At 57.8% G+C, this 21,989-nt stretch carries 21 protein-coding genes and 3 tRNA genes; 12 read left to right on the top strand and 12 right to left on the bottom strand.

Annotation, left to right across the window (positions count from 1 at the left end):
- Positions 1 to 39: 39 nt before the first annotated feature.
- From nadR to serB, 3 genes are all read right to left on the bottom strand, one after another.
- The gene (gene nadR, locus AC6I7A_RS02765; protein WP_009092260.1) at positions 40 to 1,281 is read right to left on the bottom strand and encodes a multifunctional transcriptional regulator/nicotinamide-nucleotide adenylyltransferase/ribosylnicotinamide kinase NadR; all 1,242 of its coding nucleotides are present in this window, start codon (positions 1,279 to 1,281) and stop codon (positions 40 to 42) included.
- A gap of 75 nt (positions 1,282 to 1,356) precedes the next feature.
- A complete protein-coding gene (gene radA, locus AC6I7A_RS02760; RefSeq protein ID WP_009092261.1) occupies positions 1,357 to 2,739 on the bottom strand; it encodes a DNA repair protein RadA in 1,383 nt (460 codons plus the stop codon).
- A 13-nt stretch (positions 2,740 to 2,752) separates the two neighbouring features.
- The gene (gene serB, locus AC6I7A_RS02755; protein ID WP_058957760.1) at positions 2,753 to 3,730 is read right to left on the bottom strand and encodes a phosphoserine phosphatase; all 978 of its coding nucleotides are present in this window, start codon (positions 3,728 to 3,730) and stop codon (positions 2,753 to 2,755) included.
- A gap of 107 nt (positions 3,731 to 3,837) precedes the next feature.
- Here serB and AC6I7A_RS02750 point away from each other — a divergent pair, with 107 nt between their 5' ends.
- Positions 3,838 to 4,488 carry a YtjB family periplasmic protein gene (locus AC6I7A_RS02750; RefSeq protein WP_009092263.1) on the top strand — a complete coding sequence of 217 codons (651 nt, stop codon included), beginning with the start codon at positions 3,838 to 3,840 and terminating at the stop codon, positions 4,486 to 4,488.
- A 90-nt stretch (positions 4,489 to 4,578) separates the two neighbouring features.
- Here AC6I7A_RS02750 and yjjG read toward each other — a convergent pair whose 3' ends face one another.
- Genes yjjG through AC6I7A_RS02735 form a run of 3 tightly spaced genes read right to left on the bottom strand, consistent with a single transcriptional unit; the run spans position 4,579 to position 6,100 of the window.
- The gene (yjjG, locus tag AC6I7A_RS02745; protein ID WP_058957761.1) at positions 4,579 to 5,259 is read right to left on the bottom strand and encodes a pyrimidine 5'-nucleotidase; all 681 of its coding nucleotides are present in this window, start codon (positions 5,257 to 5,259) and stop codon (positions 4,579 to 4,581) included.
- Positions 5,260 to 5,277: 18 nt separating this feature from the next.
- Positions 5,278 to 5,718 carry a ribosomal protein S18-alanine N-acetyltransferase gene (gene rimI, locus AC6I7A_RS02740; protein ID WP_009092266.1) on the bottom strand — a complete coding sequence of 147 codons (441 nt, stop codon included), beginning with the start codon at positions 5,716 to 5,718 and terminating at the stop codon, positions 5,278 to 5,280.
- On the bottom strand, positions 5,690 to 6,100 hold the full coding sequence (locus tag AC6I7A_RS02735; RefSeq protein WP_058957762.1) for a DNA polymerase III subunit psi: 411 nt from the start codon (positions 6,098 to 6,100) through the stop codon (positions 5,690 to 5,692). Before AC6I7A_RS02735 ends, rimI begins: the two co-directional genes overlap by 29 nt.
- Before the next feature lie 105 nt (positions 6,101 to 6,205).
- Here AC6I7A_RS02735 and rsmC point away from each other — a divergent pair, with 105 nt between their 5' ends.
- From rsmC to AC6I7A_RS02715, 4 genes are all read left to right on the top strand, one after another.
- Positions 6,206 to 7,237: a 16S rRNA (guanine(1207)-N(2))-methyltransferase RsmC gene (gene rsmC / locus AC6I7A_RS02730; RefSeq protein ID WP_058957763.1), complete on the top strand. Its 1,032-nt coding sequence runs from the start codon at positions 6,206 to 6,208 to the stop codon at positions 7,235 to 7,237.
- A gap of 150 nt (positions 7,238 to 7,387) precedes the next feature.
- Positions 7,388 to 7,474: transfer RNA gene (locus tag AC6I7A_RS02725), tRNA-Leu, on the top strand.
- A 30-nt stretch (positions 7,475 to 7,504) separates the two neighbouring features.
- A tRNA-Leu gene (locus tag AC6I7A_RS02720) sits at positions 7,505 to 7,591 on the top strand.
- Positions 7,592 to 7,619: 28 nt separating this feature from the next.
- Positions 7,620 to 7,706: transfer RNA gene (locus AC6I7A_RS02715), tRNA-Leu, on the top strand.
- 125 nt (positions 7,707 to 7,831) lie between these two features.
- Here the strand turns inward: AC6I7A_RS02715 and AC6I7A_RS02710 are convergent.
- Entirely contained in the window at positions 7,832 to 8,116 is a 285-nt protein-coding gene (locus AC6I7A_RS02710; RefSeq protein ID WP_046101168.1) for a DUF1435 domain-containing protein, read from the bottom strand.
- 232 nt (positions 8,117 to 8,348) lie between these two features.
- Between AC6I7A_RS02710 and AC6I7A_RS02705 the strand changes: the two genes are divergently transcribed.
- The 3 genes from AC6I7A_RS02705 to AC6I7A_RS02695 all read left to right on the top strand — a co-directional run bounded on the left by AC6I7A_RS02705 (position 8,349) and on the right by AC6I7A_RS02695 (position 10,984).
- Positions 8,349 to 9,446 (top strand): GGDEF domain-containing protein, encoded by a 1,098-nt coding sequence (locus tag AC6I7A_RS02705; protein ID WP_046101167.1) that lies wholly within the window; start codon positions 8,349 to 8,351, stop codon positions 9,444 to 9,446.
- Positions 9,447 to 9,630: 184 nt separating this feature from the next.
- Positions 9,631 to 10,425 (top strand): siderophore-iron reductase FhuF, encoded by a 795-nt coding sequence (gene fhuF / locus AC6I7A_RS02700; protein ID WP_498004348.1) that lies wholly within the window; start codon positions 9,631 to 9,633, stop codon positions 10,423 to 10,425.
- Between the two features lie 94 nt (positions 10,426 to 10,519).
- The gene (locus tag AC6I7A_RS02695; RefSeq protein ID WP_046101165.1) at positions 10,520 to 10,984 is read left to right on the top strand and encodes a YbaK/EbsC family protein; all 465 of its coding nucleotides are present in this window, start codon (positions 10,520 to 10,522) and stop codon (positions 10,982 to 10,984) included.
- Positions 10,985 to 10,998: 14 nt separating this feature from the next.
- On the opposite strand, the gene AC6I7A_RS02690 is transcribed toward AC6I7A_RS02695, so the two are convergent.
- The 3 genes from AC6I7A_RS02690 to AC6I7A_RS02680 all read right to left on the bottom strand — a co-directional run bounded on the left by AC6I7A_RS02690 (position 10,999) and on the right by AC6I7A_RS02680 (position 14,476).
- Positions 10,999 to 11,985 carry a nucleoside hydrolase gene (locus AC6I7A_RS02690; protein ID WP_058958269.1) on the bottom strand — a complete coding sequence of 329 codons (987 nt, stop codon included), beginning with the start codon at positions 11,983 to 11,985 and terminating at the stop codon, positions 10,999 to 11,001.
- 11 nt (positions 11,986 to 11,996) lie between these two features.
- Positions 11,997 to 13,019, bottom strand: a complete 1,023-nt coding sequence (locus tag AC6I7A_RS02685; RefSeq protein ID WP_058958268.1) for a LacI family DNA-binding transcriptional regulator — start codon at positions 13,017 to 13,019, stop codon at positions 11,997 to 11,999.
- Between the two features lie 65 nt (positions 13,020 to 13,084).
- Positions 13,085 to 14,476, bottom strand: coding sequence for an MFS transporter (locus tag AC6I7A_RS02680; protein ID WP_058958267.1), 1,392 nt, complete (start codon positions 14,474 to 14,476; stop codon positions 13,085 to 13,087).
- A gap of 581 nt (positions 14,477 to 15,057) precedes the next feature.
- On the opposite strand from AC6I7A_RS02680, the gene AC6I7A_RS02675 reads away from it, so the two are divergent.
- A complete protein-coding gene (locus AC6I7A_RS02675; protein WP_046101162.1) occupies positions 15,058 to 15,612 on the top strand; it encodes a histidine phosphatase family protein in 555 nt (184 codons plus the stop codon).
- Here AC6I7A_RS02675 and AC6I7A_RS02670 read toward each other — a convergent pair.
- Positions 15,594 to 16,559, bottom strand: coding sequence for a beta-propeller fold lactonase family protein (locus AC6I7A_RS02670; RefSeq protein ID WP_058958266.1), 966 nt, complete (start codon positions 16,557 to 16,559; stop codon positions 15,594 to 15,596). The two genes, AC6I7A_RS02675 and AC6I7A_RS02670, sit on opposite strands and share 19 nt — an antisense overlap.
- A gap of 493 nt (positions 16,560 to 17,052) precedes the next feature.
- On the opposite strand from AC6I7A_RS02670, the gene AC6I7A_RS02665 reads away from it, so the two are divergent.
- The gene (locus tag AC6I7A_RS02665; RefSeq protein ID WP_058958265.1) at positions 17,053 to 18,066 is read left to right on the top strand and encodes a capsular polysaccharide synthesis protein; all 1,014 of its coding nucleotides are present in this window, start codon (positions 17,053 to 17,055) and stop codon (positions 18,064 to 18,066) included.
- Here the strand turns inward: AC6I7A_RS02665 and AC6I7A_RS02660 are convergent.
- Complete coding sequence (locus AC6I7A_RS02660; RefSeq protein WP_058958272.1) at positions 18,043 to 18,960, bottom strand: LysR family transcriptional regulator; 918 nt, start codon at positions 18,958 to 18,960, stop codon at positions 18,043 to 18,045. The genes AC6I7A_RS02665 and AC6I7A_RS02660 overlap by 24 nt on opposite strands.
- 101 nt (positions 18,961 to 19,061) lie before the next feature.
- Here AC6I7A_RS02660 and AC6I7A_RS02655 point away from each other — a divergent pair, with 101 nt between their 5' ends.
- Together AC6I7A_RS02655 and opgB are read left to right on the top strand one after the other, a co-directional pair.
- Positions 19,062 to 19,451 carry a tautomerase family protein gene (locus tag AC6I7A_RS02655; RefSeq protein ID WP_009092284.1) on the top strand — a complete coding sequence of 130 codons (390 nt, stop codon included), beginning with the start codon at positions 19,062 to 19,064 and terminating at the stop codon, positions 19,449 to 19,451.
- A gap of 224 nt (positions 19,452 to 19,675) precedes the next feature.
- On the top strand, positions 19,676 to 21,967 hold the full coding sequence (gene opgB, locus AC6I7A_RS02650; protein ID WP_058958264.1) for a phosphatidylglycerol--membrane-oligosaccharide glycerophosphotransferase: 2,292 nt from the start codon (positions 19,676 to 19,678) through the stop codon (positions 21,965 to 21,967).
- The last annotated feature ends 22 nt before the right edge of the window (positions 21,968 to 21,989 follow it).

The raw sequence follows: 21,989 nt of genomic DNA, 5'->3' as shown, positions 1-21,989 counted from the left end.
GCATAAATTAGCCCGGTGCAGACCGGGCTATGACAGATCTTACGGCTGAACGTTCTTCTCGCCCAGCACCCCTTTGACCAGTTCAATACAGCGCAGGAAACGGGTGTCGTAGTCATCTTCCTGGACATGGACGAAGTCGATGTTGTTTTCCCGCAGCATCGTGACCAGCATGGACTGAAACTCCCGCCGATCCACCGAGCTGCCCAGGCTGCGTAAGCCATCCGCCACCCAGGGCACGTTGTTCTCCAGCAGAATCACCAGATCAAAGCGATACTCATCGATCAGCGCCTGCACAAACGGATGCTCACGCCCTTCATACTTCAGACAGAACGCCTGAGTCGTCACGAAGTCAGTGTCGATAAACGCCACTTTATTGGCATATTTCACCGCGAAATCGATGTACTGCGCCTGTCCCAGCGCGATCTTGTCGTAATCAGAATATTGCAGCGCCATTTCGTCACCGCCCAGATGGGAAAAGACATAGTCGCGGCCATATTCCCAGGCACTGGTGGTGTTGAAGATGTTGGCGAGTTTGTTCACCAGCGTCGATTTACCGCTCGACTCGCCGCCGAGGATCGCCACGGTGCGCACAAAGAAGGGTTTAACTTCTGTCGGGATGTATTCCCAGAAGCGGAACGGATCCTGACGGATCTGCCCGCCGCTGATGCTCATAAAGGATCGGTTGGGATCGACCAGCACGGTCTGAATGCCCAGGTGCTGCTGATACATCTCCGCATCCGGCGCTTCGCTGGTGTAGATACAGTCCGCAGCAATGCCGTGCTCGCTGAGAAAAGCGCTGACGCCCTCACTCCAGACATCCCAGCCGTGCGGATAGGGTTCAATCCCCTCCTCGTTGAAGGCGTGAATGCGGATGTTTTTCTGGTACTTAAAGGTCTGCAGCAGCCAGCGCAGGCGATCGCTGACCGTCGGCTGCTGGGACATGGCGCTGTTCTCAAACAGCTCCCGATCGCGCGGCTCATCGTAGCCCATGATGATGTGCAGCTCATCCACCTGACTGCAGGCGCGCTGGATCAGATAGATATGGCCGGTGTGCAGCGGATAGAACTTACCGAATACCACGCCCACCCTTTTATCACGGCGCGGAAATTCCAGCCCCAGAAAGCGGTGCAGCGCTTCCAGCTTCTGCGCGCTGGGGCTTTTGATTTTGGCATTGAGCAACTGGCTCAGATAGCCTTTGGTCATGCCGCTGGCGTCAGCGACCTGTTGCAGCGTGTGCCCCTGCTGGCGAATGGCCGTTTTCAGATACTCAAACGACGACATGTCGTGCCTCCTGCATCAATGCGGTTAAGGTGGGTGCCGCCTGCCCGTGGTTTTTCCGGACAGGCGTCAGGCGCGTTACAGATCGTCCAGAATCGCCAGCGCATCGGCCAGCTTTTTCGCGCTGAAAACCTGCATCCCGGCAATCGGTTTTTTCGGCGCATTTCCTGCCGGAACGATGGCGCGTTTGAAGCCGTGCTTCGCCGCTTCCGAGATGCGCTCCTGACCGCTGGGCACCGGGCGGATTTCACCGGCCAGCCCCACTTCGCCGAAGATCACCAGATCCTGCGGCAGCGGACGATCGCGCAGGCTCGACACCATCGACAGCATCAGCGCCAGATCGGCGCTGGTTTCGGTGACTTTGACGCCGCCCACGACGTTGACGAACACATCCTGATCCGCCATCTGCAATCCGCCGTGACGGTGCAGCACCGCCAGCAGTATGGCCAGGCGGTTCTGCTCCAGCCCGACCGCGACGCGACGCGGGTTGCCCATCATTGAATGATCGACCAGCGCCTGAATCTCCACCAGCAGCGGTCGCGTTCCCTCCCAGAGCACCATAACCGAGCTGCCTGAGGTTATCTCTTCACCGCGCGACAGGAAGATCGCTGACGGGTTGCTGACTTCGCGCATGCCCTGTTCGGTCATGGCAAACACCCCCAGCTCATTGACCGCACCGAAGCGGTTTTTATGACTGCGCAGGGTGCGGAAGCGAGAGTCGGCATCGCCATCCAGCAGCACCGAACAGTCGATGCAGTGCTCCAGCACTTTCGGACCGGCCAGCGAGCCATCTTTCGTGACGTGTCCCACCATGATGATCGCCACGCCGCGCGTTTTGGCGAAGCGTGTCAGGTAGGCGGCAGTTTCCCGCACCTGGGCGACGCTGCCCGGTGAGGACTGGATCTCCGCCATGTGCATCACCTGGATCGAGTCGATCACCATCAGCTGCGGCTGCTCCTGCTCGGCGATCAGGCAGATCTGCTCAATGCTGGTTTCCGACAGCATGTTCACATTTTCGGTGGGCAATCCCAGACGATGGGCGCGCATCGCCACCTGTTGCAGGGACTCTTCACCGGTGACGTACAGGGTTTTCATCCCTTCCGACAACCGGCACATCACCTGCAACAGCAGCGTGGATTTACCTGCGCCGGGGCTGCCGCCAATCAGAATCGCACTGCCCGGGACCACGCCGCCGCCCAGCACCCGATCAAACTCTTTAAAGGTGGTGGAGAAGCGCGGGAGTGCCTCCAGGCTGATTTCCGACAGTTTCTGCACCCGGCTGGTGCCGGCGCTGCCGGCATAGCCGCTCAGGCGCTCGTTGCGCGCAGCCGCGGGTGAGGCGGCAATGCGCACCTCGGTGATGGTGTTCCAGGCGTGACAGGCGCTGCACTGCCCCTGCCAGCGTGGGTAATCTGCGCCGCATTCGTTACAGACAAATGCGCGTTTTGCCGCTTTGGCCAAATCAATTCCTCAGTTAACGCTCTTCGTGGATCAGGCTGCCGGTCAGGATGCAGAACACCCCCATGAGATCGGCATGGCGAATGGTGACCGCAGTCTGCTCATTCACCTTAGGTTTAGCATGGAACGCAATGCCCAGCGCGGAGGCTTTGATCATCAGCAGGTCATTGGCTCCGTCGCCAATCGCGACCGTCTGTTCCGGCGCGATATCAAAACGCTGCGCCAGCTTCTTCAGCGTATCGGCTTTATATTGTGCGTCGACAATCGGACCCACCACGTTGCCGGTCAGTTTGCCGTCGCGGATTTCCAGTTCGTTGGCGACTACGGCCGACAGATGCAGCTTATCGCGCAGGTATTCGGCGTAGTAGGTGAAGCCGCCGGAGGCGATAGCCACCTGCCAGCCCAGCGCCTGCAGCTTCTGCGTCAGGGTGGTTAAGCCCGGCATTAAAGGCAGCTCATCACGCACCTGTTTCAGAATATTGGCGTCAGCGCCCTGCAGGGTGGCAACGCGCTGACGCAGGCTGGCGCTGAAGTCGAGTTCACCGCGCATCGCGCGCTCTGTCACTTCTGCTACCTGCTCACCGCTGCCTGCCAGTTTAGCGATCTCGTCGATACATTCGATCTGAATCGCGGTGGAGTCCATATCCATCACCAGCAGACCGGGGGTCTTGAGGTAGGGGATTTTACCCAGCGGCGCCACGTCCAGCCCGGCATCGTGCGCCAGTTTAGTCGCAAACGGCGTCAGCGAGCCCGCCAGGCGGATCACCTGATACTCATCGACGTTCCAGGCGCTGACAATCACCATCGCTGCACCCAGCTGATGCTGATAATCGGTCAGCCGTTGCTTATCCAGCCCGCGGCCATACAGCAGCCAGCCGGTGCGGCCAGCGCGATAATCCAGCGGCATCACTTCATCACCGCTAAGAGAAAGGGGCAAACCCGGCCAGAAAGAGACATCGGCGGGAAGATCGCACCAGGTTAAACGATTTGGCATCAGAGCTCCTGTAGGGACAACAAAACCACGCAAGAGGCTACCCTGTCTGCGTCGCTTCTGGCAACATAATCTCCAGGCTTTCTGTTGTGACATGACCCGGATGAGTAATGGCTAAAACCGCGCTGAAATTTCGCTTACATCGTACCGTGATCGTTCTCATCTCGATGACGCTGCTGGTCGCCCTGATGCAGGGCGTCTCCTGGTTCAGTACCGGTCATCAGATGGCGCGTTCTGAACAGGTCGAAGAGCTGGCTCATACGCTGACCAGCCAGGTGGCGTTCAGCCTTAAGCCGTTGATGGACAACAGTGAAAACAACCGTAATCAGATAGAAGCGATTCTGAATCAGATGACGGCGAACAGCCGCATTCTGGATGCGTCGGTGTATGACGGCGACGGCAGCCTGGTGGCGCACAGCGGAGAAAACATCAACGTGCGCGACAGGCTCGCTCTCGACGGGCAGCGTGCAGGCAGCTATTTCAACCACCAGATTGTGCAGCCCCTGGCCGGAAACGATGGCCCGCTGGGCTTTCTGCGCGTGACGCTGGACACCCATGTGCTGGTCACCGACTCACATCAGGTCGACAACACCACCAATATTCTGCGTCTGATGATGCTGCTGGCGCTGGCCATCGGCATCATTCTCTCCCGTACCCTGCTGCGCCACCGCCGTACCCGCTGGCAGCAGTCACCGTTCCTGCTCACCGCCAGCACGCCGGTGCAGGAGGATCGGGATGAAGATGACCCGAAGAAAGAGTAATGTCCGGCTCAGCTGAGAGGATAAAACGAGAAAGGCCCGCTCTGCGGGCCTTTTTTATGGGAACGTTGCGGATTTGCGAGATAGCTTCCCTTAGCCGATCAGCAGCGCTTCCAGCTCAGCCAGCGATTTGACCTGCCAGGTCGGTTTGATATGTTCCGGCAGCGGCCGGGTGCCATGATCGAGCCAGCAGGTTTTCACCCCGGCATTCATGCCGCCGAGAATATCGGATTCCGGCGTATCCCCGACCATCAGCACCCGCTGACGATCCGGATTGCCCATCAGGTTAAGCGCATAATCAAAAATTTCCACCGCCGGTTTTGGCACGCCGACCTGCTCAGAGATCACCAGCGCCGAAAAGTAGTCGCGGAAACCGGTGCGCTCCAGCCGCGTCTGCTGCAGCGCGGTAAAGCCGTTGGTGATGATGCCCATCTTTACCCGACCGTGCAGCTGCTTCATCAGGCTCACCGCGCCTGGCAGCGGCGTGCAGATCTCGCCCATTGCGGTCAGGAAGCCGCTGTTGAGGATCTCCGGCGCGACGCTGAGCTTTTCGCTCCAGTGATTGAAACGCTGGGTCTGTAACTGCAACGCGGTAATCGTGCCGTTCTGATAATCGACCCAGAGCGGCTTGTTAACCGCCTGATAGTCGCTGTAATCCTGGTCGGAGAACTGCACGTCATAACCGGCGAACAGCCGCTGCAACCCGGCATAAGCATCGAAATGAAAAAGGGTATCGTCCGCATCAAACAGGATGCACTCCCACTGTTCTGACATTAAAGCTCCTTAGCACCGCTACAGCGTCAGCGCCATCATCAGGGCATCTTCACGCCCGCTGGCGGTGGGATAGTAGTTGGAACGACGGCTCACCTGGTTGAATCCCATCTGCTCATAAAGCGCAATAGCGGGCAGATTGGACGCCCGTACTTCCAGCCACAGCGTCAGCACATCGCGTTTTATTAACTCGTCGATCAGATGCTGCAACAGCTGACGGCCAAATCCCCGGCGCTGCCAGGCGGGATCGACCGCGATGTTAAACAGCGACGCTTCATCCAGCACCACCTGGGTAATGGCAAAGGCGGCCATTTTTCCTTCGGCATCCAGCCGTAAATTGAGGAAGCGCTCGCCCTGATTGCTGGCAAACGTCTGTTCACTCCAGGGAAACGCGTGACTGCGACGCTCGATGGCAAAGGCCTCGGCCCGATCGTCAGGGGTGAGTAAAGAGATGGCTGTCATGGTTACACATCTGTTGCCAGAGCGCGCGTCTGGCGACGCCGCTGCTGATCAGTTCATTGAAAGCGGCGCTGGTCAGTGCCACGCCATTAAAAGTCTGTGCACTCTCAACCCCAAGCAGCCAGCCGGCGCAGTTCAGCGTTTCCGGCAGCATCTGGAGTTGATCCGGCGTCACGGTCATCACCTGGTCGGGTTGAAGATTGAGCGTCTGCAGCACGTCGCGCATCAGCGGTTCATCCAGCCCGGGGGGCACGTCAGCGACAATGATTAACTGCGTGTCCGGCGCCAGTGTGACGGCAATTTCGCCCTGAAGCACGCGCGGGCGGCGCAGTTGATACTGCGTAATTCCCATTTGCTGTAAAAGCCAGTCGCGCCTGGACGTCATGGTGTTACCTGTTGGCTGCCTGAATGCGACGCTATGCTAGCAAACCCATCGAACATGCGCCAACAAACCACTATAATCCCCGCTCAGATCTTACAGGAGCTCTACATGTCTGCTTTTACCCCGGCCAGCGAAGTCATTCTGCGCCACAGTGATGAATTTACCGCCCGCCACGTTTTATTTGCTGGCGATTTGCAGGATGACCTGCCCGCTCAGCTGGAAACCGCCTCGTCGCGCGTGCACACCCAGCAATATCATCACTGGCAAAACCTGAGCCGCCGTATGGGCGAACAGGCGCGTTATGGACTGGTTGCGCAGGCGGAAGATGTGCAGGGCTGCGATACGCTGGTCTACTTCTGGACCAAAAACAAGCCGGAAGTGCAGTTCCAGCTGCAGAATCTGCTGTCGCTGCTGCCGGTGGGCTGCGACGTGTTCGTGGTCGGTGAAAACCGCAGCGGCGTGCGCAGTGCAGAAGGCATGCTGGAGTCCTGGGTAACGCTGGAGAAGATCGACAGCGCGCGCCGCTGTGGTCTCTATCACGGTCGCCTCGACGCACAGCCTGACTTTGATGCCGGCGCATTTGGTCATCAGTATCAGATGGATGACCTGACGATTCACACCCTACCAGGCGTCTTCAGCCGCGATGGTCTGGACAGCGGCAGTGCCCTGCTGCTCTCCACCTTTACGCCACACACCAAAGGAAAAGTGCTGGATATGGGCTGTGGCGCAGGCGTCATTGCCGCCTCACTGCACGCCCGTTCGCCTAAAGTACGCCTGTGGCTGTGTGACGTTCACGCAGCGGCGATTGAGGCGAGTAAGGCGACGCTGGCCGCCAACGGCATTGAGGGCGAGGTCTTCCCCAGCAACGTCTTCTCTGACGTCACCGGACGTTTCGACATGATTATCTCTAACCCGCCGTTCCATGAAGGCACGCAGACCAGCCTCGATGCGGCACAGGCGTTAATCCGTGGCGCGGTGAAGCATCTGAACACCGGCGGTGAACTGCGTATCGTTGCCAATGCCTTCCTGCCCTATCCACAGGCGCTGGATGAGGCGTTCGGCAGCCATGAAGTGATCGCACAGACTGGCCGCTTTAAGGTTTACCGTGCCGTCTATGGTCGCGGTGCGAAAACCCGTTAATCCTTTTTCCGCTGCTGACCGCGTTGCCGGGCTGAAAATGTTGCTTTTTAGAGCGATCGTTTCAGCCCGACGAAATAGTTGTTGACGCAAAGAGTAAAATCTCTAGAATGCGCCTCCGTGGTTGTAACATTCTCAGGGTGTTACGGGTATGCGAAGGTGGCGGAATTGGTAGACGCGCTAGCTTCAGGTGTTAGTGTCTTAACGGACGTGAGGGTTCAAGTCCCTCTCTTCGCACCAAAATCACATGTTTCATATCGCGAGCACTGCGCGAAGGTGGCGGAATTGGTAGACGCGCTAGCTTCAGGTGTTAGTGTCTTAACGGACGTGAGGGTTCAAGTCCCTCTCTTCGCACCATTGCGGTGATATGAAAAGACAACAAGATGCGAAGGTGGCGGAATTGGTAGACGCGCTAGCTTCAGGTGTTAGTGTCTTAACGGACGTGAGGGTTCAAGTCCCTCTCTTCGCACCAACGTTGTCATCCTCCTGCTTTATTCATGCTTTCTTCCTGTTCTGACCGTTTCTTTGCCGTTTCAGGCTCGCCTTCTGATTTTTACACCTTCTCTGTTACGTCAGCATGACGCCCCTGCACTGTTGCTAATTCAGATGAAAATTCACGGAAACCGCCGCCAGTCCGGTCGCTAATGCCAGGCAGGATGGCAGCAGCAGATAGTGACGCAGGCGCTGATGAAAGAGCATCACCACCGTCAGCAACAGCGCAACGATCATCACCATTCGCCACTGGCTGAATCCCGGCTCCCACAGGGCAAACAGCGGCAGCGCCATGCACGGCAGTAGAACCCCCCACGCACTATCCAGTTTTTTACCCAGTGCCCAGCTGATTCCCCACAGGCCGCAGGCCGCTACGATCGCTATCCCCATGACGCCAACCTCAAATGATAAGCATTCCCATTATCATATGACAGTTTTTCCCGTTCTGCAGCCTGTTTTTGGCTGGCCCGGCGCTGAAGATGACAGACCATCTGGAAAATGCTAGATTGCGGCCGATAACACCTTTAATAACAGCACTAGCAATATTTGCTCATTGTCCTGCAGACCCCTCCTTTCTGCTGGCTTGCGCTTTGGTATTTCAGGGTCGTCACGAGTATTTATAATGAAATTACAATCATATGAAGAACTGAAGCAGAGTAAATACCGGCTTTCAGTGATGCTTTTCCTGTTTTTAAATATCGCCGTTTCCCTCTTTTATCTGCTGCCAATAATGAGCACGGAAAAAAGTGAGACGACGCTGCCGGTTATGTGTGTCGCCGCCTTCAGCTCCCTCACGTTAATTGCCCATTTAATCTGGCCCAAAGTTAAACTCCCCCTGTTAAATCCTGTTGCGCTGCTATTAGGGATCTTCTGGGCCTGGCATATTAATTATCGTTTCCATCTGGTGTTCTATTTTGATGGTGGCTTTCTGATTATCAGCCTGATCAGCGTGTTATTTATCAGCGCCATCGCCCTGAGCGATTATCTGGTGGCTTTTTGTCTGCACGTCGCCCCGCCCGTTCTGACCGTATTGCTGCTCGACAATGGTCAGCATCTGCCGCTTATTCTGCTGACCATCTCCCTGCCGCTGATCGGTTTTTCATTGCAGCACCTGATGCGCCGCCGGGCCGACAACTTTACCCTGCGTCTGATGCATCAGCTTTACGAAGAGAAAGAGACCTTCAGCGACCTCAGCATGCTCGATCCGCTGACCGGGCTGTATAACCGCCGTGGTTTGAAGAACCGGCTCGACAATATCCTGGAAAACCACGCTGGCAGCCACTTTGTGCTGTTGCTGGATATCGATCACTTCAAGGCCTACAACGACAATTATGGTCATGCGATGGGCGATCAGGCGCTGGCGCGGGTCTCTGTGGCGATCCGTGATGCGGTGCGTTCGCGCGATGTCGTTACCCGCTATGGCGGTGAAGAGTTCCTGGTGCTGATGACCAACGTGAACAGCTCCATTGCGATGAAGCTGGCAGAGCGCATCCGTCAGTATGTGGTGGATTTAGAGATCCCCCATCTGTTCAATGAGACTGTGTCAACGCACGTCACTATCAGCGCGGGGATTGCGCCGATTTACGACAACGAGTTCGACCAGGCCGTCGCCAATGCTGACAGTGCCCTCTATGTCGCGAAGAACCAGGGCCGGAATACCATTCTCGCCTGGGAAGATTTACCCAGAGAGGCGCCTCACACCGCAGAAGAGCCCGTATAACCCGCTGATAACCGGCGTCTGCCCCTGTTGATCTGACCGATCTGTCGCGGTCATCGCCGGGCTGATTACTCCTCTCCTCCCCTGCTGTTTTTACCGCCAGCAACCGCACGCTTTTACGCCGCTTGTAGAGTTAATCAATAACGATTATCATTTGCTTTCTTATCTACACTTTTCGCGAGTCGTCATGGCAACCGCTTCAGCTCAGGAACAGCGTTTCAGCGCTCAGTCGATGATCTTCCGGCAGAATGACCGTCCACTGGCGGAAAGTCTGTATGAACGGCTGCAACAGCAGCGCAGCTATCTGCTGGATTCGACCAGGCTCAGCCAGTCAGCCCCGCGTGATGCGCAGACCCTTGCCGTCTGGTCACACGCTGACACCTTCGCCCCGCTTATCCGCCGCTACAGTGACTATCTCTATCGCGATCATCCCGATGCGGTGCGTGAAGCGAAACCCGTGCTCTCACTCTGGGCGCAGTGGTATTTCGGTCTGCTGATCCCGCCGCTGCTGATGGCCCTGCTGCAGGAGTCCCGCGCGCTCGACTGCTCGCCTGAACACATTCGTGTCGGTTTTCATGAGCATGGCCATCCGGCCACCTTCTGGATTGATGTGCAGGAGGATGAGGAGGCGCGTTATCTCAACCCGCTGCAGCGCATCGACCGCCTGATTCAGCAGCATCTCATCCCGGCCGTGAATGGCATTACGCAGCATGGTGACATCAACGCCCGCCTGATCTGGAACAACATGGGGTTCACCTTCCAGTGGTTCCTGGGCGAGCTGAAAAGCCAGATAGATGAGACGCTGGTTCTGCAGCTGGAACAGGCGCTGTTCTTTAACCACCGGCTGCTGGATGGCAGCGATAATCCCCTCTATCGCACCATGATCCCGCGTGACGGTGAACTGGTGCGGCGCAGCTGTTGCCAGCGCTATCGCATTCCCGATGTTCAGCAATGCGGCAACTGCACCCTGAGCAGCAGCTAAACAGACCCGATTCCCGCGAATTCTCCGTTTATCCCGTTTACAGGCACAGAGGCTTGTGGCAATTTTTACGCCTTCGATCAGCCTGGAGAGAAAGATGAGTCTGGAGTCTGTGCGCCAGTTCTTCGCCGAACACGCCCCTGAAATTGAAATTATTGAACTGGCAGAGAGCACCGCAACGGTCGGGATGGCCGCTCGCGCCCACGGCGTGACGCCAGGCGAAATAGCAAAAACCCTGTCGCTGAAAGTGAAAAACGAGGTGGTGCTGATCGTGACGCGAGGCGATGCCCGGCTGGACAATCGCAAGCTGAAAGCGGCGCTGGGCGCGAAAGCGCGCATGCTGAGCGTTGACGAGGTGATTAACTGGACCGGCCACCCGGTGGGCGGCGTCTGTCCTTTCGGTCTGGAAAATCCGCTGACCGTTTACTGTGATGTTTCACTGCGCAGTTTTGAAGAAGTCTTACCTGCCGCTGGCGCCATCCATAGCGCCGTCCGCATTTCGCCGCAGCAGATGGCTGAACTGACGAATGCCCGCTGGATTGATGTCTGCGAAGCGATTTGACCCTTTACCTCTGCTCAGCTAATCAGGCGTCTGAAAGCCTGCTCAAGGATCGATAACAGCAGCGTGTTATCGACGCGATGCAGGACATGCACCGAGGCGCCGCACTGCTCAGGCACACCGACAGAGAGCCGGAGCGGCTGCCGATAACGCCAGCTCTTGCCGCGCGTGGCACCGGGACGCAGCTCGATGTCGACCCGGTAATCGATCCCTGAGGCGACACGTTGATTCAGCAGCCAGGCGACCACCAGCGCATCGTGGATCCAGCATCCCGCCAGCTGACGGGTCTGCATCGAATAGTCGATCCACGGACGCAGCGTGTCGCGCACAAAGTCGGCCAGTGGATGATCGACGGCGGTCAGCCGGGTCAGATCCTGCTGGGTCAGCAGCGTCTGCGTGGTGACATCCATCGGCACCAGCGTTACCGCAGCACCACTGTGCAGCACCTGGTGCGCCGCTTCCGGGTCCAGGCCGAAGTTGGTGTCTTTGATATAGTCATCCAGCGCAAAGACGCCTCCCATGACCACAATCTCTGCCACCGATTCGGCCATCACGGGATAGCGCTGCATCGCCAGCGCCACGTTCGTCAGCGGGCCAATCGCCACCAGCGTAATCTCGCCCGGATTGTCGCAAATCAGCCTGCCGATAGCATCAGCCGCGTCAAATCCGTCCGCGCTGACATCGGCTGGCTGACGGACATCCTGCCAGAGATCGGCCAGCGCCAGCTGATTAACCCGGTTATCGAGCGTCTCGCGCCACGGCGCCGGATCTTCCTGCAGCGCCTGTGTCGCCCCCTGCACCACCGGAATGGAGAGTCCCAGTCGGGCAATAAGATCTTTCGCCACGCGCGCGCCCACCTCACTCGGCGTATTACCCGCCACGGTGGTGATTAATTCCAGCGACAGGCCGGGTGAGGCTAAGGCCAGCGCGATCGCCAGGCCATCATCGGTGTTGGCACCTGCAATCCCATTACCGGGATCGCAATCAATAATGATTCTTTTCATCTTCTTATTCGTTAACTCTGAGATTGCGGCGTGCAGCCGCAGGATTCACCGATTTCAAGATAGTGTGGAAACTCCTTTAACTGGGCTTCGCTCTGCCCCTCTTTCAGCATGTGGATCGCCGCACGCGCCATCTCGCGCAGTGGCTGACGCACGGTCGTTAATGTCGGAACATGAAACGATGACTGATTGGTGCCGTTGAAGCAGACCAGCGCGACATCCTGTGGCACCCGGATCTGATGCTCCGAAAAGGCCCGCACTGCGCCAATCGCCTGACCTTCGTTGCTGGTGAACAGCGCGCGGGGCACGCAGCCACGGGCGATCATCGTCTGCACCGCTTCATATCCCCCCTGTGGGGTGTAGCTGGCGGGAAACATCAGCGATTCATCAATCGGCAGGCCGCGCTCCTGCATGGCATCGCGCCAGCCCTGAATACGATCCTGCGCGTTAAGCATATCGACCGGACCGGTGATGATGCCGACCTGCTGATAGCCATGGCTCAGCAGATGTGCCGTGACCTGCCAGGCCGCCTGGCGCTCATTGACGCGCAGCATGTTCACGCCCGGCTGAGGTTCCACCCGTTCCAGCATCACCAGGGGCGTGCCGCTCGCTTTAATCAGGTCGATGTATGGATGGCGATCGACGCTGTTATAAAACAGGCCATCGACCTGCCGGTTGAGCAGCCCCTGAATAAGCTCCAGTTCGCGCCGGCGATCGTCACCGGCATCGCCCAGCAGCATGACATGACCGTGATTCATCGACTCCTGCAACAGCACGTGCGCCATGGAGGCGACAAACGGATTGCCGATGTTCGGCACGACCAGACCAAAGGTTTTGGTGTTGCCGGACGCCAGCGCCCGTGCAGCCGCATTGGGCCGGTAACCGGTCGCTTTAATCGCCTCCAGCACCCGCTGCCGGGTCGCCTCGGCGACCGGACGCGGCCCGTCGTTAATGACATAACTGACAACTGCCACTGAGGTGCCTGCCGCTTTCGCCACTTCACTGCGGGTCACTTTTCCCGTTAACGACTTAGGCACATCACTTTCCTCCCTAAAAAAACAGGCCGCTTTACACGGCCTGCTGCTTATTTCGTTTTGCCCTGTCAGATGGCGTCATCAGGCAGATTGAGATCCCGCCCTCGCGTCTCAGGCGCAACAAAGGTGGTAAAGAATCCGATCGCGGCCATCGCCGAGAAGTAGACCGCAATCGGCCACCAGTGTCCGGTATAAGAGAGCATAGCAGCCGCAATCAGCGGTGCCGTGCCGCCGGAGAAAATCGAACCCAGCTCCTTCGCCACCGCCATTTTGGTGTAGCGATGATGCACGCCGAACATCTCCACGCCCCAGGCGGCCTGCACACCAAAAATACCCAGCGACGCCAGCCCCATGCCCACCACAATCACCGGAATGACCAGCATGGGTTCACGCGTATCCAGCAGCGTAAAAGCGGGCCAGGCGTAGAGCATCAGCAGCAGACAGAAGACGCGATACACGATCCGGCGACCAAAACGGTCAGAGAGCCAGCCCGCAAAAGGGATGATCAGGAAACCCAGCAGCGACGCAAGGAACACCGCCGTGGTCGGGACCGATTTATCCACCAGCAGAACCTTCGCGACATAGCCGACGATAAAGCCCTGCGACAGATAAGAGGGGCCGTTTTCACCGATGCGCAGCCCCACCATCGTCCAGAAGGCGCGGGTGCGCTGGAAGAACGGCCGCGTATCCTTCACCGGCGGGGTCGCCAGCACACCGGCGCGCGCCGCTTCCATCTCCGCTTTTCTGCGCTCAAAAACCGGGGTTTCGCGCAGATGACGCCGGATCCACAATGCCACCAGCGCTATCAGCGCACTGCTGAGGAAAGGAATACGCCAGCCCCACGCCAGCAGGCTCTGCTGATCCATCTGCACCACCAGCAGCCAGACCAGCGACGCCAGCAGTGTGCCGCTGTTAGAGCCCAGCGCGATAACGGAAGCGACCAGCCCGCGACGCTCTGCGGGCGCATACTCGCCCAGCATGACCGTACCGCCAGAGAGCTCTGCACCCGCGCCGAACCCCTGCGTGAAGCGCAGCAGGACCAGACAGGCGGGTGCCCAGACGCCAATCGTGGCATAGCTGGGGATTAAGCCGATAAAGGTGGTGGAGGCCCCCATCAGAATGATGGTGGTGATCATGACCGCCTTTCGCCCTTTGCGGTCGCCGAGCCAGCCGAAGAAAAGTGCGCCGATAGGCCGGGCAACGAAGCCGACTGACCAGGTGGCAAAGCTGGAGAGCAGCGCCATGGCCGGTGTCGATTCGGGAAAGAAGACATCGCCGAAGATGATACCGGCAGCCAGACCATAGAGCGCAAAATCCGCGTACTCCATCGCCGTTCCGAGCCAGCATGAGAATGTGGCGCGCCAGAAATCTTTGCGGCCTGAGGGGGTGTTAAACCGCGCATCGGCGGCTGAAGTGGATGACAGTGATGCCTGCTGCTTAACGGAATTGTGTGCCGTCATAACCCTATCCCTGAATGCGTATGCAGATCGATAAACGCCCGTCCATGGGTCGATTCCCTGATAAAAGCGGAATTCCCCGGTGGCGACGTTCAGTTGACTAACCATGATGAAAGGTTAAAGGATTCCCTGGTGTTGGAATCATCTGCCTCGCCCGTTTTCGCCGATCTTTTTTAACCGGTCACTTAAACTGAGCGAATGTAACTTAACAATCGATGGAGCCGACTGTGCATCGAGCACCGTGAGCAATCACTGGGGACCTAGTGTATCTACGCGCGTAGATAAATCAAGCGATCCCGACGCAAAATGTTAGTCAGACTTCACTATCACAGTGCGTCATCATGGTTTTTTATCGCAAATTCAGCCAGTTAACAGCGCCTCACTTTGCACAAAAAAAAGTCATCACTCGCGTTAAGTCAGCACTTTCTCTAAACATTAAGCATGATAAACAGGCGGGGCTGCTTTCATCGGGCTCTGTTGTCGCACAGCTCTGTGACCGCAGGATGACACTCAGGCTCAGGCTGAAAAATCGCTGCGCGCGCAAATAATGCGTTACCCTGAAAAAAAGGCCAGGCAGAGAATGTATGACCATTATTCTGATGCGACACGGTAAACCCGATCATCAGGCCGCAGGCCGTCTGAGCGTGCAGGCGCTGGCAGACTGGTGCGAAGCCTACGATCGGTCACAGGTCAGTGACGGACCGCCCCCGCGCACTGTCCACATTGCCCGTCAGGCGGCGGTTGTTGTCTGCAGTCCCCTGCCCCGCGCGCAGTCCTCCCTGAGTCAGCTTGGTCTGCAGCCGCATGAGGTGAATGCTCTGTTCAGCGAAGTTGCCGTGCCGATGCTGCGCACCGGCGCGATGCAGCTGCCGATCCTCTGCTGGCTGGCGCTGCTGCGGCTGCTCTGGTTCTGCGGATATGCGGGTGATGCGGAGTCGCTGCCTCATGCGCGCCAGCGCGCCGCGGCGGCCGCAGAAAAGTTAATCGGGTACTCCGCTCAGGGCACCGTGCTGCTGCTGGGCCACGGCATCATGAACAAGATGATTGCCCGGGAATTACGTAAACGCGGCTGGCAGGCGGAGAAGCATGCCAGCAGCCGCCACTGGAGTTCCGCGATCTATCATCGCCCGTTTATCTGATCGAGCGAAAAATAGCCCAGCACTTCACACCCCGTTCCCACGCGCGGCGTGGCAATCACTTTACGCTGCGCCAGATCGATCACGCTCAGCGTGCCATCATCCTGATTGGCAATCAGCAGCTGCTTTTTGTCGGGGGTAAAACAGCCATCCATCGGCATGTTACCCACCGCGATGTCACCCAGCGGATTCAGTAAATCGTCAAACAGCGTGACCAGGGGTTCCTGATCCCCTATTGCCACCAGCTGTTCGCCATCGTCGCTGAAGCGCACCACCTGGCAGGGCTGCTGATGGCCCGGCAGCGTCAGGCGCTGACGGATACGATGGCTTTGCCGATCGATCACATAAAGCAGCGGCGCGTCAGCCGCGCTGGCCACCAGGTAAGGGTGTTTCGGTGAGGCCGCGATACCGGCAATCGGGCCAGGCAGCAGAATGGTGTCGATGACCCGTCCCTCCGCCTCACACAGATCCACCACCGTGATGGTGGCATCCTCTTCGTTATCGGTGAAGAGCTTGCGGCCGCTGGGTGAGAGCGTCAGGCGATGCGCATTGTGCGAAGGGATCGGGATAACTTTTTCGACCTTGTCACTCTGTGGATCGATCACCGCCACGGCGGCGCTCTCCTCACAGCAGAGGTAGACTTTACCGTCGCGCCCCAGCTGACCGCTGTGGGGTGCCCGCAGCGGCGAGAGATCGATAAACCCGCTGATCGTCCGACGCGCTAAATCAATGACCGCCACTTTATGACCCGGATGGGGATTGTCGCCATGCACGCCGTCGCCATAGACCGGCACATAGGCTTTACCCCTGGGGGCCAGCATCAGGAGTTCATGCGGGCGCGGTGGAAAGGCGTTCAGTTCCCGCTCAACCGCGAACGTCTCCGGATTAAGAAACAGGACGCGATTGCCCCGCTTATCGACCGCCAGCAAACCCCATGATTCACTCTGCATGTGCGCTCCTTTCTCAGTAAGTTCTTCTTAAGCGTAGACAATCCGCTTCAGGCTGTCTGATTCGGCGGATTGATGAGCCGGGCTTACGTCACACATTAAGCGCAATCACGCCCGCCCCCGCACTCCCGTAAGCACCACGGTCTCGCGATTCAGATATTCCTTAATAACGGCGCGTGCCGGGATGAAATAAATGATTAATTACGGCCATACCTTTATTTTTATTTCATGCCCGGCCTGATTCCGTTTTATCCTAAAGTCAAAAAAAGGCATAGCTAATCAGTAAATAATGTTTTATTAAAAAGGTGCAGTGCAATTCCAGATAGCCGTGAGGAAACTACCGCGCGCTCAGGCACTGCGTCGCCACCAGGGAAACCCTTTCAATAATTCCCGCACGCATCGGGGTTGCAGCCAGTCTGTAATGCCGCCTGTTTCCGCCATATGCGAACAGGCAGAGTCTGGACTATGACGGGAAAATAAAAATAACAGGTATATCATGACTGCACATCGCCAACGTCCAGCGCATAAAATCTGGCGCAACTGGAAAAGAATATCGTTCAGCAGCCAGATGTTATGGAATAAAAAACAGCAAAGACTCTGTCAGGCGCCGGAATATGATCCGGGTCAGGAAGATAATGTCGTTTTAATCGCTCAGCAGAAAGATCTGCCGGAGATTCCAAAGATTGTCTGGATGGTCTGGCATAATGAACAGCTGCCTGCCTCGATGGCGCTCAATATCAGCAAAATACGACGGGATAATCCCGATCACCAGGTTTATCTGGTGACACAGCGCACCCTGTCGCAATGGCTGCCCGACCTCCGCTTTATCTCGGCCGATCTGACGCTGGCGCATAAAAGTGAGATCATCCGGCTGGAACTGCTTCACCGTTACGGCGGCATCGGCATTGACTGCAGCACCCTGCTGTTCGAGGATCTCGCCTGGGTGCATCGCGTTCACGAGGCGCGGTCTCTGGATCTGATCGGCTACTACCGTGAGCAGTCAACGCTGAACCTGCTTGCGCCGGTCATTGAAAGCTGGTTTCTGGCCGCCCCGGCGCAGAACCCTTTTATCCGTGAATGGCTGAAACAGCTGGCGCCGGTTAAAAATGTCGGCATCCGCAACTATTTTCATGAGCTGCAGAAGCGCGATGACTTTCCGCTGCTTGTGCAGAATATGGATAATCCGTCCCGTCATCTGCTCTCACTGGCGCAGCAGGTGGCGATGCGTGAATACCGGCGGGCCAATCTCTATCTGCGTAAAGGTGAAGCCAGCGCCTGGTATTATCAGCGCCTGCACGCCGACAGCAGTAGCGCCTTTGCGCAGTCAGTGCTGTTTCAGCAGCGCCCCCAGACGCCGCCACCGATTATTAAGTTAACCGGCAATGAGCGGCTGCATCTCGACTTCAATCTGCGCATCGGCCTCTATAACCGCAGCAGCCTGATTGGGGAGATGATGCATACCCGTTCACCGGGACTGGCACTGCCCTCAGTGGTTAAAGCGGGCGCGTAACCAGTGTGTAAAGGTGGTGACCGCGCGCGGCACCTGTGCCGCCCAGGGTCGCACGATCCACAGGCGGGCGGCAAAAGCGCCGACCGGCTGCCACTCCGGCAACACCCGCTGTAACGATCCCGCTGACAGCGCCTCATGGGCGCTGAAGTCGGGCAGCATGGCAATGCCCAGACCCTGCAGGGCCGCATCGCGGATCGATTCACTGTTGTTGGTGGCAAAACTGCCCTGAATCTGCACCTGAACCGTTTCGCTCTCCCCCGGCGCGACAAACCGCCAGCGCGGTGACTCGACGCCGCGCGGGTAGTAAAGGCAGTTGTGCTGCGCCAGCGCCTGCGGACTCTCCGGCACGCCCTGCGCCCTGAGATAGGCTGGTGAGGCCACCAGCACGGTCTGCGTGTCGCACAGTGGCAGCGCCACGTGCGTTTCCGGCAGCGTGTCACAGTGGCGAATCGCCAGATCAAACCCCTCGCTGCTCAGCGAGACAAGGCGATCCGTCACATCCAGCTGCAGGCGTACCTGCGGATAGTCACGCAGAAACTCGCCGATAAGCGGCACCAGTTGCTGGCGGGCAAACGCCACGGGTGCGGTGATGCGCACCAGACCCCGCACCGGCCCGGCGGTATCCCGCACGCTGAAAAAACTCTGTTCGATGCGGGCAAAAGGCTCGCGCAGCTCCTCCACCAGCTTCTCACCGGCGGAGGTAAGCCGCACGCTGCGCGTGGTGCGCTGCACCAGCATCAGACCCGCTCTCTCCTCCAGCTCTTTGATCTTCTGGCTCATCGCCGCTTTGCTGACATCCAGCCGCGCTGCCGCGCGGGTGAAACTGCCCTGCTCTGCCAGTACCGTCAGCCAGTGCAGATGCTCCCACAGGGTGTCCGTCTTCATCTCTTTCATCAGCATTGTTCACAATAATGAATAATCATTTCAGGCTACGCGCTTTTTCCCGCCGGATAAAGCCGTCACCATAGGCCTCTTATTTCTTGGGAGAAACCGCTATGCCACTGCTGCAATTTGATGTTATTGAGGGTCGTTCAGAATCTGAGCTGCGTACATTACTGGATGCCGCGCACCGGGCCGTGCTGACCGCCTTTAACGTGCCGGAACGGGATCGCTATCAGATTGTTCATGAAAACAAACGCTATCAGATGGTGTTTCAGGACACCGGGCTGGGATTCAGCCGCAGCGATAATCTGGTGATGGTGCGGGTCTTTACCAGTCCGCGCAGCAGCGAACAGAAACAGCGGTTTATGGCAGAGCTGGCGCGCGAACTGCGTGAGCATTGCGGCGTGCAGGGCAACGATCTGATGATCAGCTTTATCACCAATGACAAAGGCGACTGGAGTTTTGCCGACGGCGAAGCGCAGTATCTGACCGGCAAACTCTGAAAAGCGGCCCGGACGCCTGCTCTGCTGACGGTGCGCGCCAGCCACCGTCACGTCTGCTGAACGCCCGGCAGGCACGACACAAAATCCCTCTGCGCTTCCTCGCACAAATCCGCCGGATATGTTGCAGCCCGATGACAGCCAATATAGATTGTCGAAAAACCATCCCCCGACGATGGCCGGTTGCGTGACGCCCCGCGCCCCCCCTGCAGAGAGAGGATTTCCCGTTGTCCGAATTTGTGTCAGTCGTGCTGTTTCTGGCTGCTATTGCTATCTATTCCTGTAAAGCCGGGCGTAACAGATTCTGGTTTATGCTTGTTCTTGTTCTGCTGGTGATATTTGTGGTGCTGAACGCCACCCTCTACGCCAGCAACTATTTCACCGGCGACGGCATTAACGATGCGGTGATCTATACCCTGACTAACAGCCTGACCGGCGCGGGCGTCAGTAAATATGTGGTGCCGGCCATCGGGCTGATCATCGTGCTGTTTCTGCTGTTCTGCCTGCTCTCCTGGGTGCTGCGGCGGCGTAAGCGTCCTCATCATCTGGGCTGGTCGCTACTGGCGGCCGCCTGCGCGATTGGCTCGGTGCAGACCACCCCCGCCTTTCGTCAGGTCGCGACGCTGATCGTGTCGCATACCCAGCTGGCCGATTCTGATTTCGACACCTTCTACAAAGTGCCGCGTAACCGCATTGAACAGCCGCGCCTCAACGTGGTTTATATCTATGGCGAGAGTTTAGAGCGCACCTATTTTGATCCAATTGCCTTCCCCGGCCTGGCACCTGAGCTGAGCCGTCAGAAAGAGCAGAGTATCGATTTCAGCCAGACCGAACAGCTGCCGGGCACCGATTACACGATCGCGGGCATGGTCGCCTCACAGTGCGGCATTCCGCTGTTTGCCCCGTTTGACGGCAATGCGTCGGCATCACTCTCCAGCTTCTATCCGCAAAATGTCTGTCTGGGCGACATCCTGAAAAACTCCGGCTATGAGAACTGGTTTATTCAGGGTGCCGATCTGCGTTTTGCCGGTAAGGATGTCTTCCTGAAATCGCACGGCTTCGATCCTGCCAACCTCTATGGTTCGCAGGAGCTGAAAAGCCGCGTCGCCGATCCCAGCTACCGTAATAACTGGGGCTATTATGACGACACGGTGCTCGACGAAGTCTTTGAGAAGTATCAGGCGCTCTCCCGGGCCGGTAAACCTTTTGCGCTGTTTACGCTGACCGTCGACACCCACCATCCTGACGGATTTATCTCGCGCAGCTGTCAGCGCCGAAGCTACAGCATTGAGGGAAAACCTAACCAGTCCTTCAGCGCGGTCGCCTGTTCACAGGAGCACGTCGCGCGGCTGATCGAACGCATCAAAGCGTCACCGTGGTTTAAAAATACCGTGATCGTGGTGAGTTCCGATCATCTGGCGATGAACAACACTGCACATCCCTGGCTGATCAAACAGCCGCGTCGCAATCTCTTTATGGTGATCCGCGGGGATAAACCGCAGGCGGAGCTGCTGGAGGCAAAGCGCAGCACGCTGGATAATGGCGCTACGCTGCTGGATATTCTCGGCGGCGATAATGCGATAGGTCTGGGCCGCAGCAGCCTCTCTTCGCTGTCGCTCTCAACGCAGTTTGACGATATGAAGAGCAAGGTCATGAGCTGGAAGCCCGATATCATTCAGCTCTGGAACTTCCCGAATAAGATGGAGAACTTCACCGTCGATCAGACGAAGAATACCTTCAGCTTCTCCGGGACCACTTTTAAGCTGCCGATTCTGTTCCGCATCAGCGACAAACACGTTGAGCCGATGCCGGAAGGGGAATATTCGGCACCGCTGCGCTATCAGCTGGCCGATTTCGCGGCAGCCGATAAATTCGTCTGGGTCGATCGCTGTTTTAAAATGGCGCGACTCTGGCAGCCGTCGCTGGCCCTCTCCGGCGACCTCTGTGTGGCGATGGGGCAAACCGGCGGCACACCGTCCGTTACCCACATCGACAAACCGCAATGGAAAGGCCGGGTGCAGTTCCCGGACGGGCCGATCAGCGATGCACGTTATCAGCAGAATCTGGCGCAGATCCGTATCGAAGATAACAATATCCGCTACAGCGCTGACAGCTTCCGGCTTGATATCCCCGGCGCGCCGCTGAGTGTGAAAAGCTTCAGCGGCATCTCACGCCCGGAGAGCTGGGGACGCTGGTCAAATGCCAATCTCGCGCCTGAGGTGCATATCGACTACGTCGAAGCCCTGCCCGCGAAGTTTGATCTGGTGATCACGGCGCGGGCTTACGGCGCGAATGTGCACCGGCCGATTCCGGTTCGCGTGGGCAATCAACAGCAGCTGCTGTCGCTGGGTGAAGCGATCTCGACCCATACCCTGCATTTTGATAACCCGGACGCCAGCCACCAGCTGGTGATCGCCCCGCCTGAACCTCAGCTGAGCAACACCGGCAATATCACGGGGCAGGACCCGCGCAAACTGGGCATTGGCATGGTCGAACTTAAAATCGTGCCCCAGCCTTAATCCCCTTTTTCTCTTCAGGCCT

The organism is Type-F symbiont of Plautia stali, assembly GCF_059731105.1.
The sequence above is the reverse complement of the archived record's forward strand: the minus strand, read 5'-3'. Positions and strand labels throughout refer to the sequence as shown.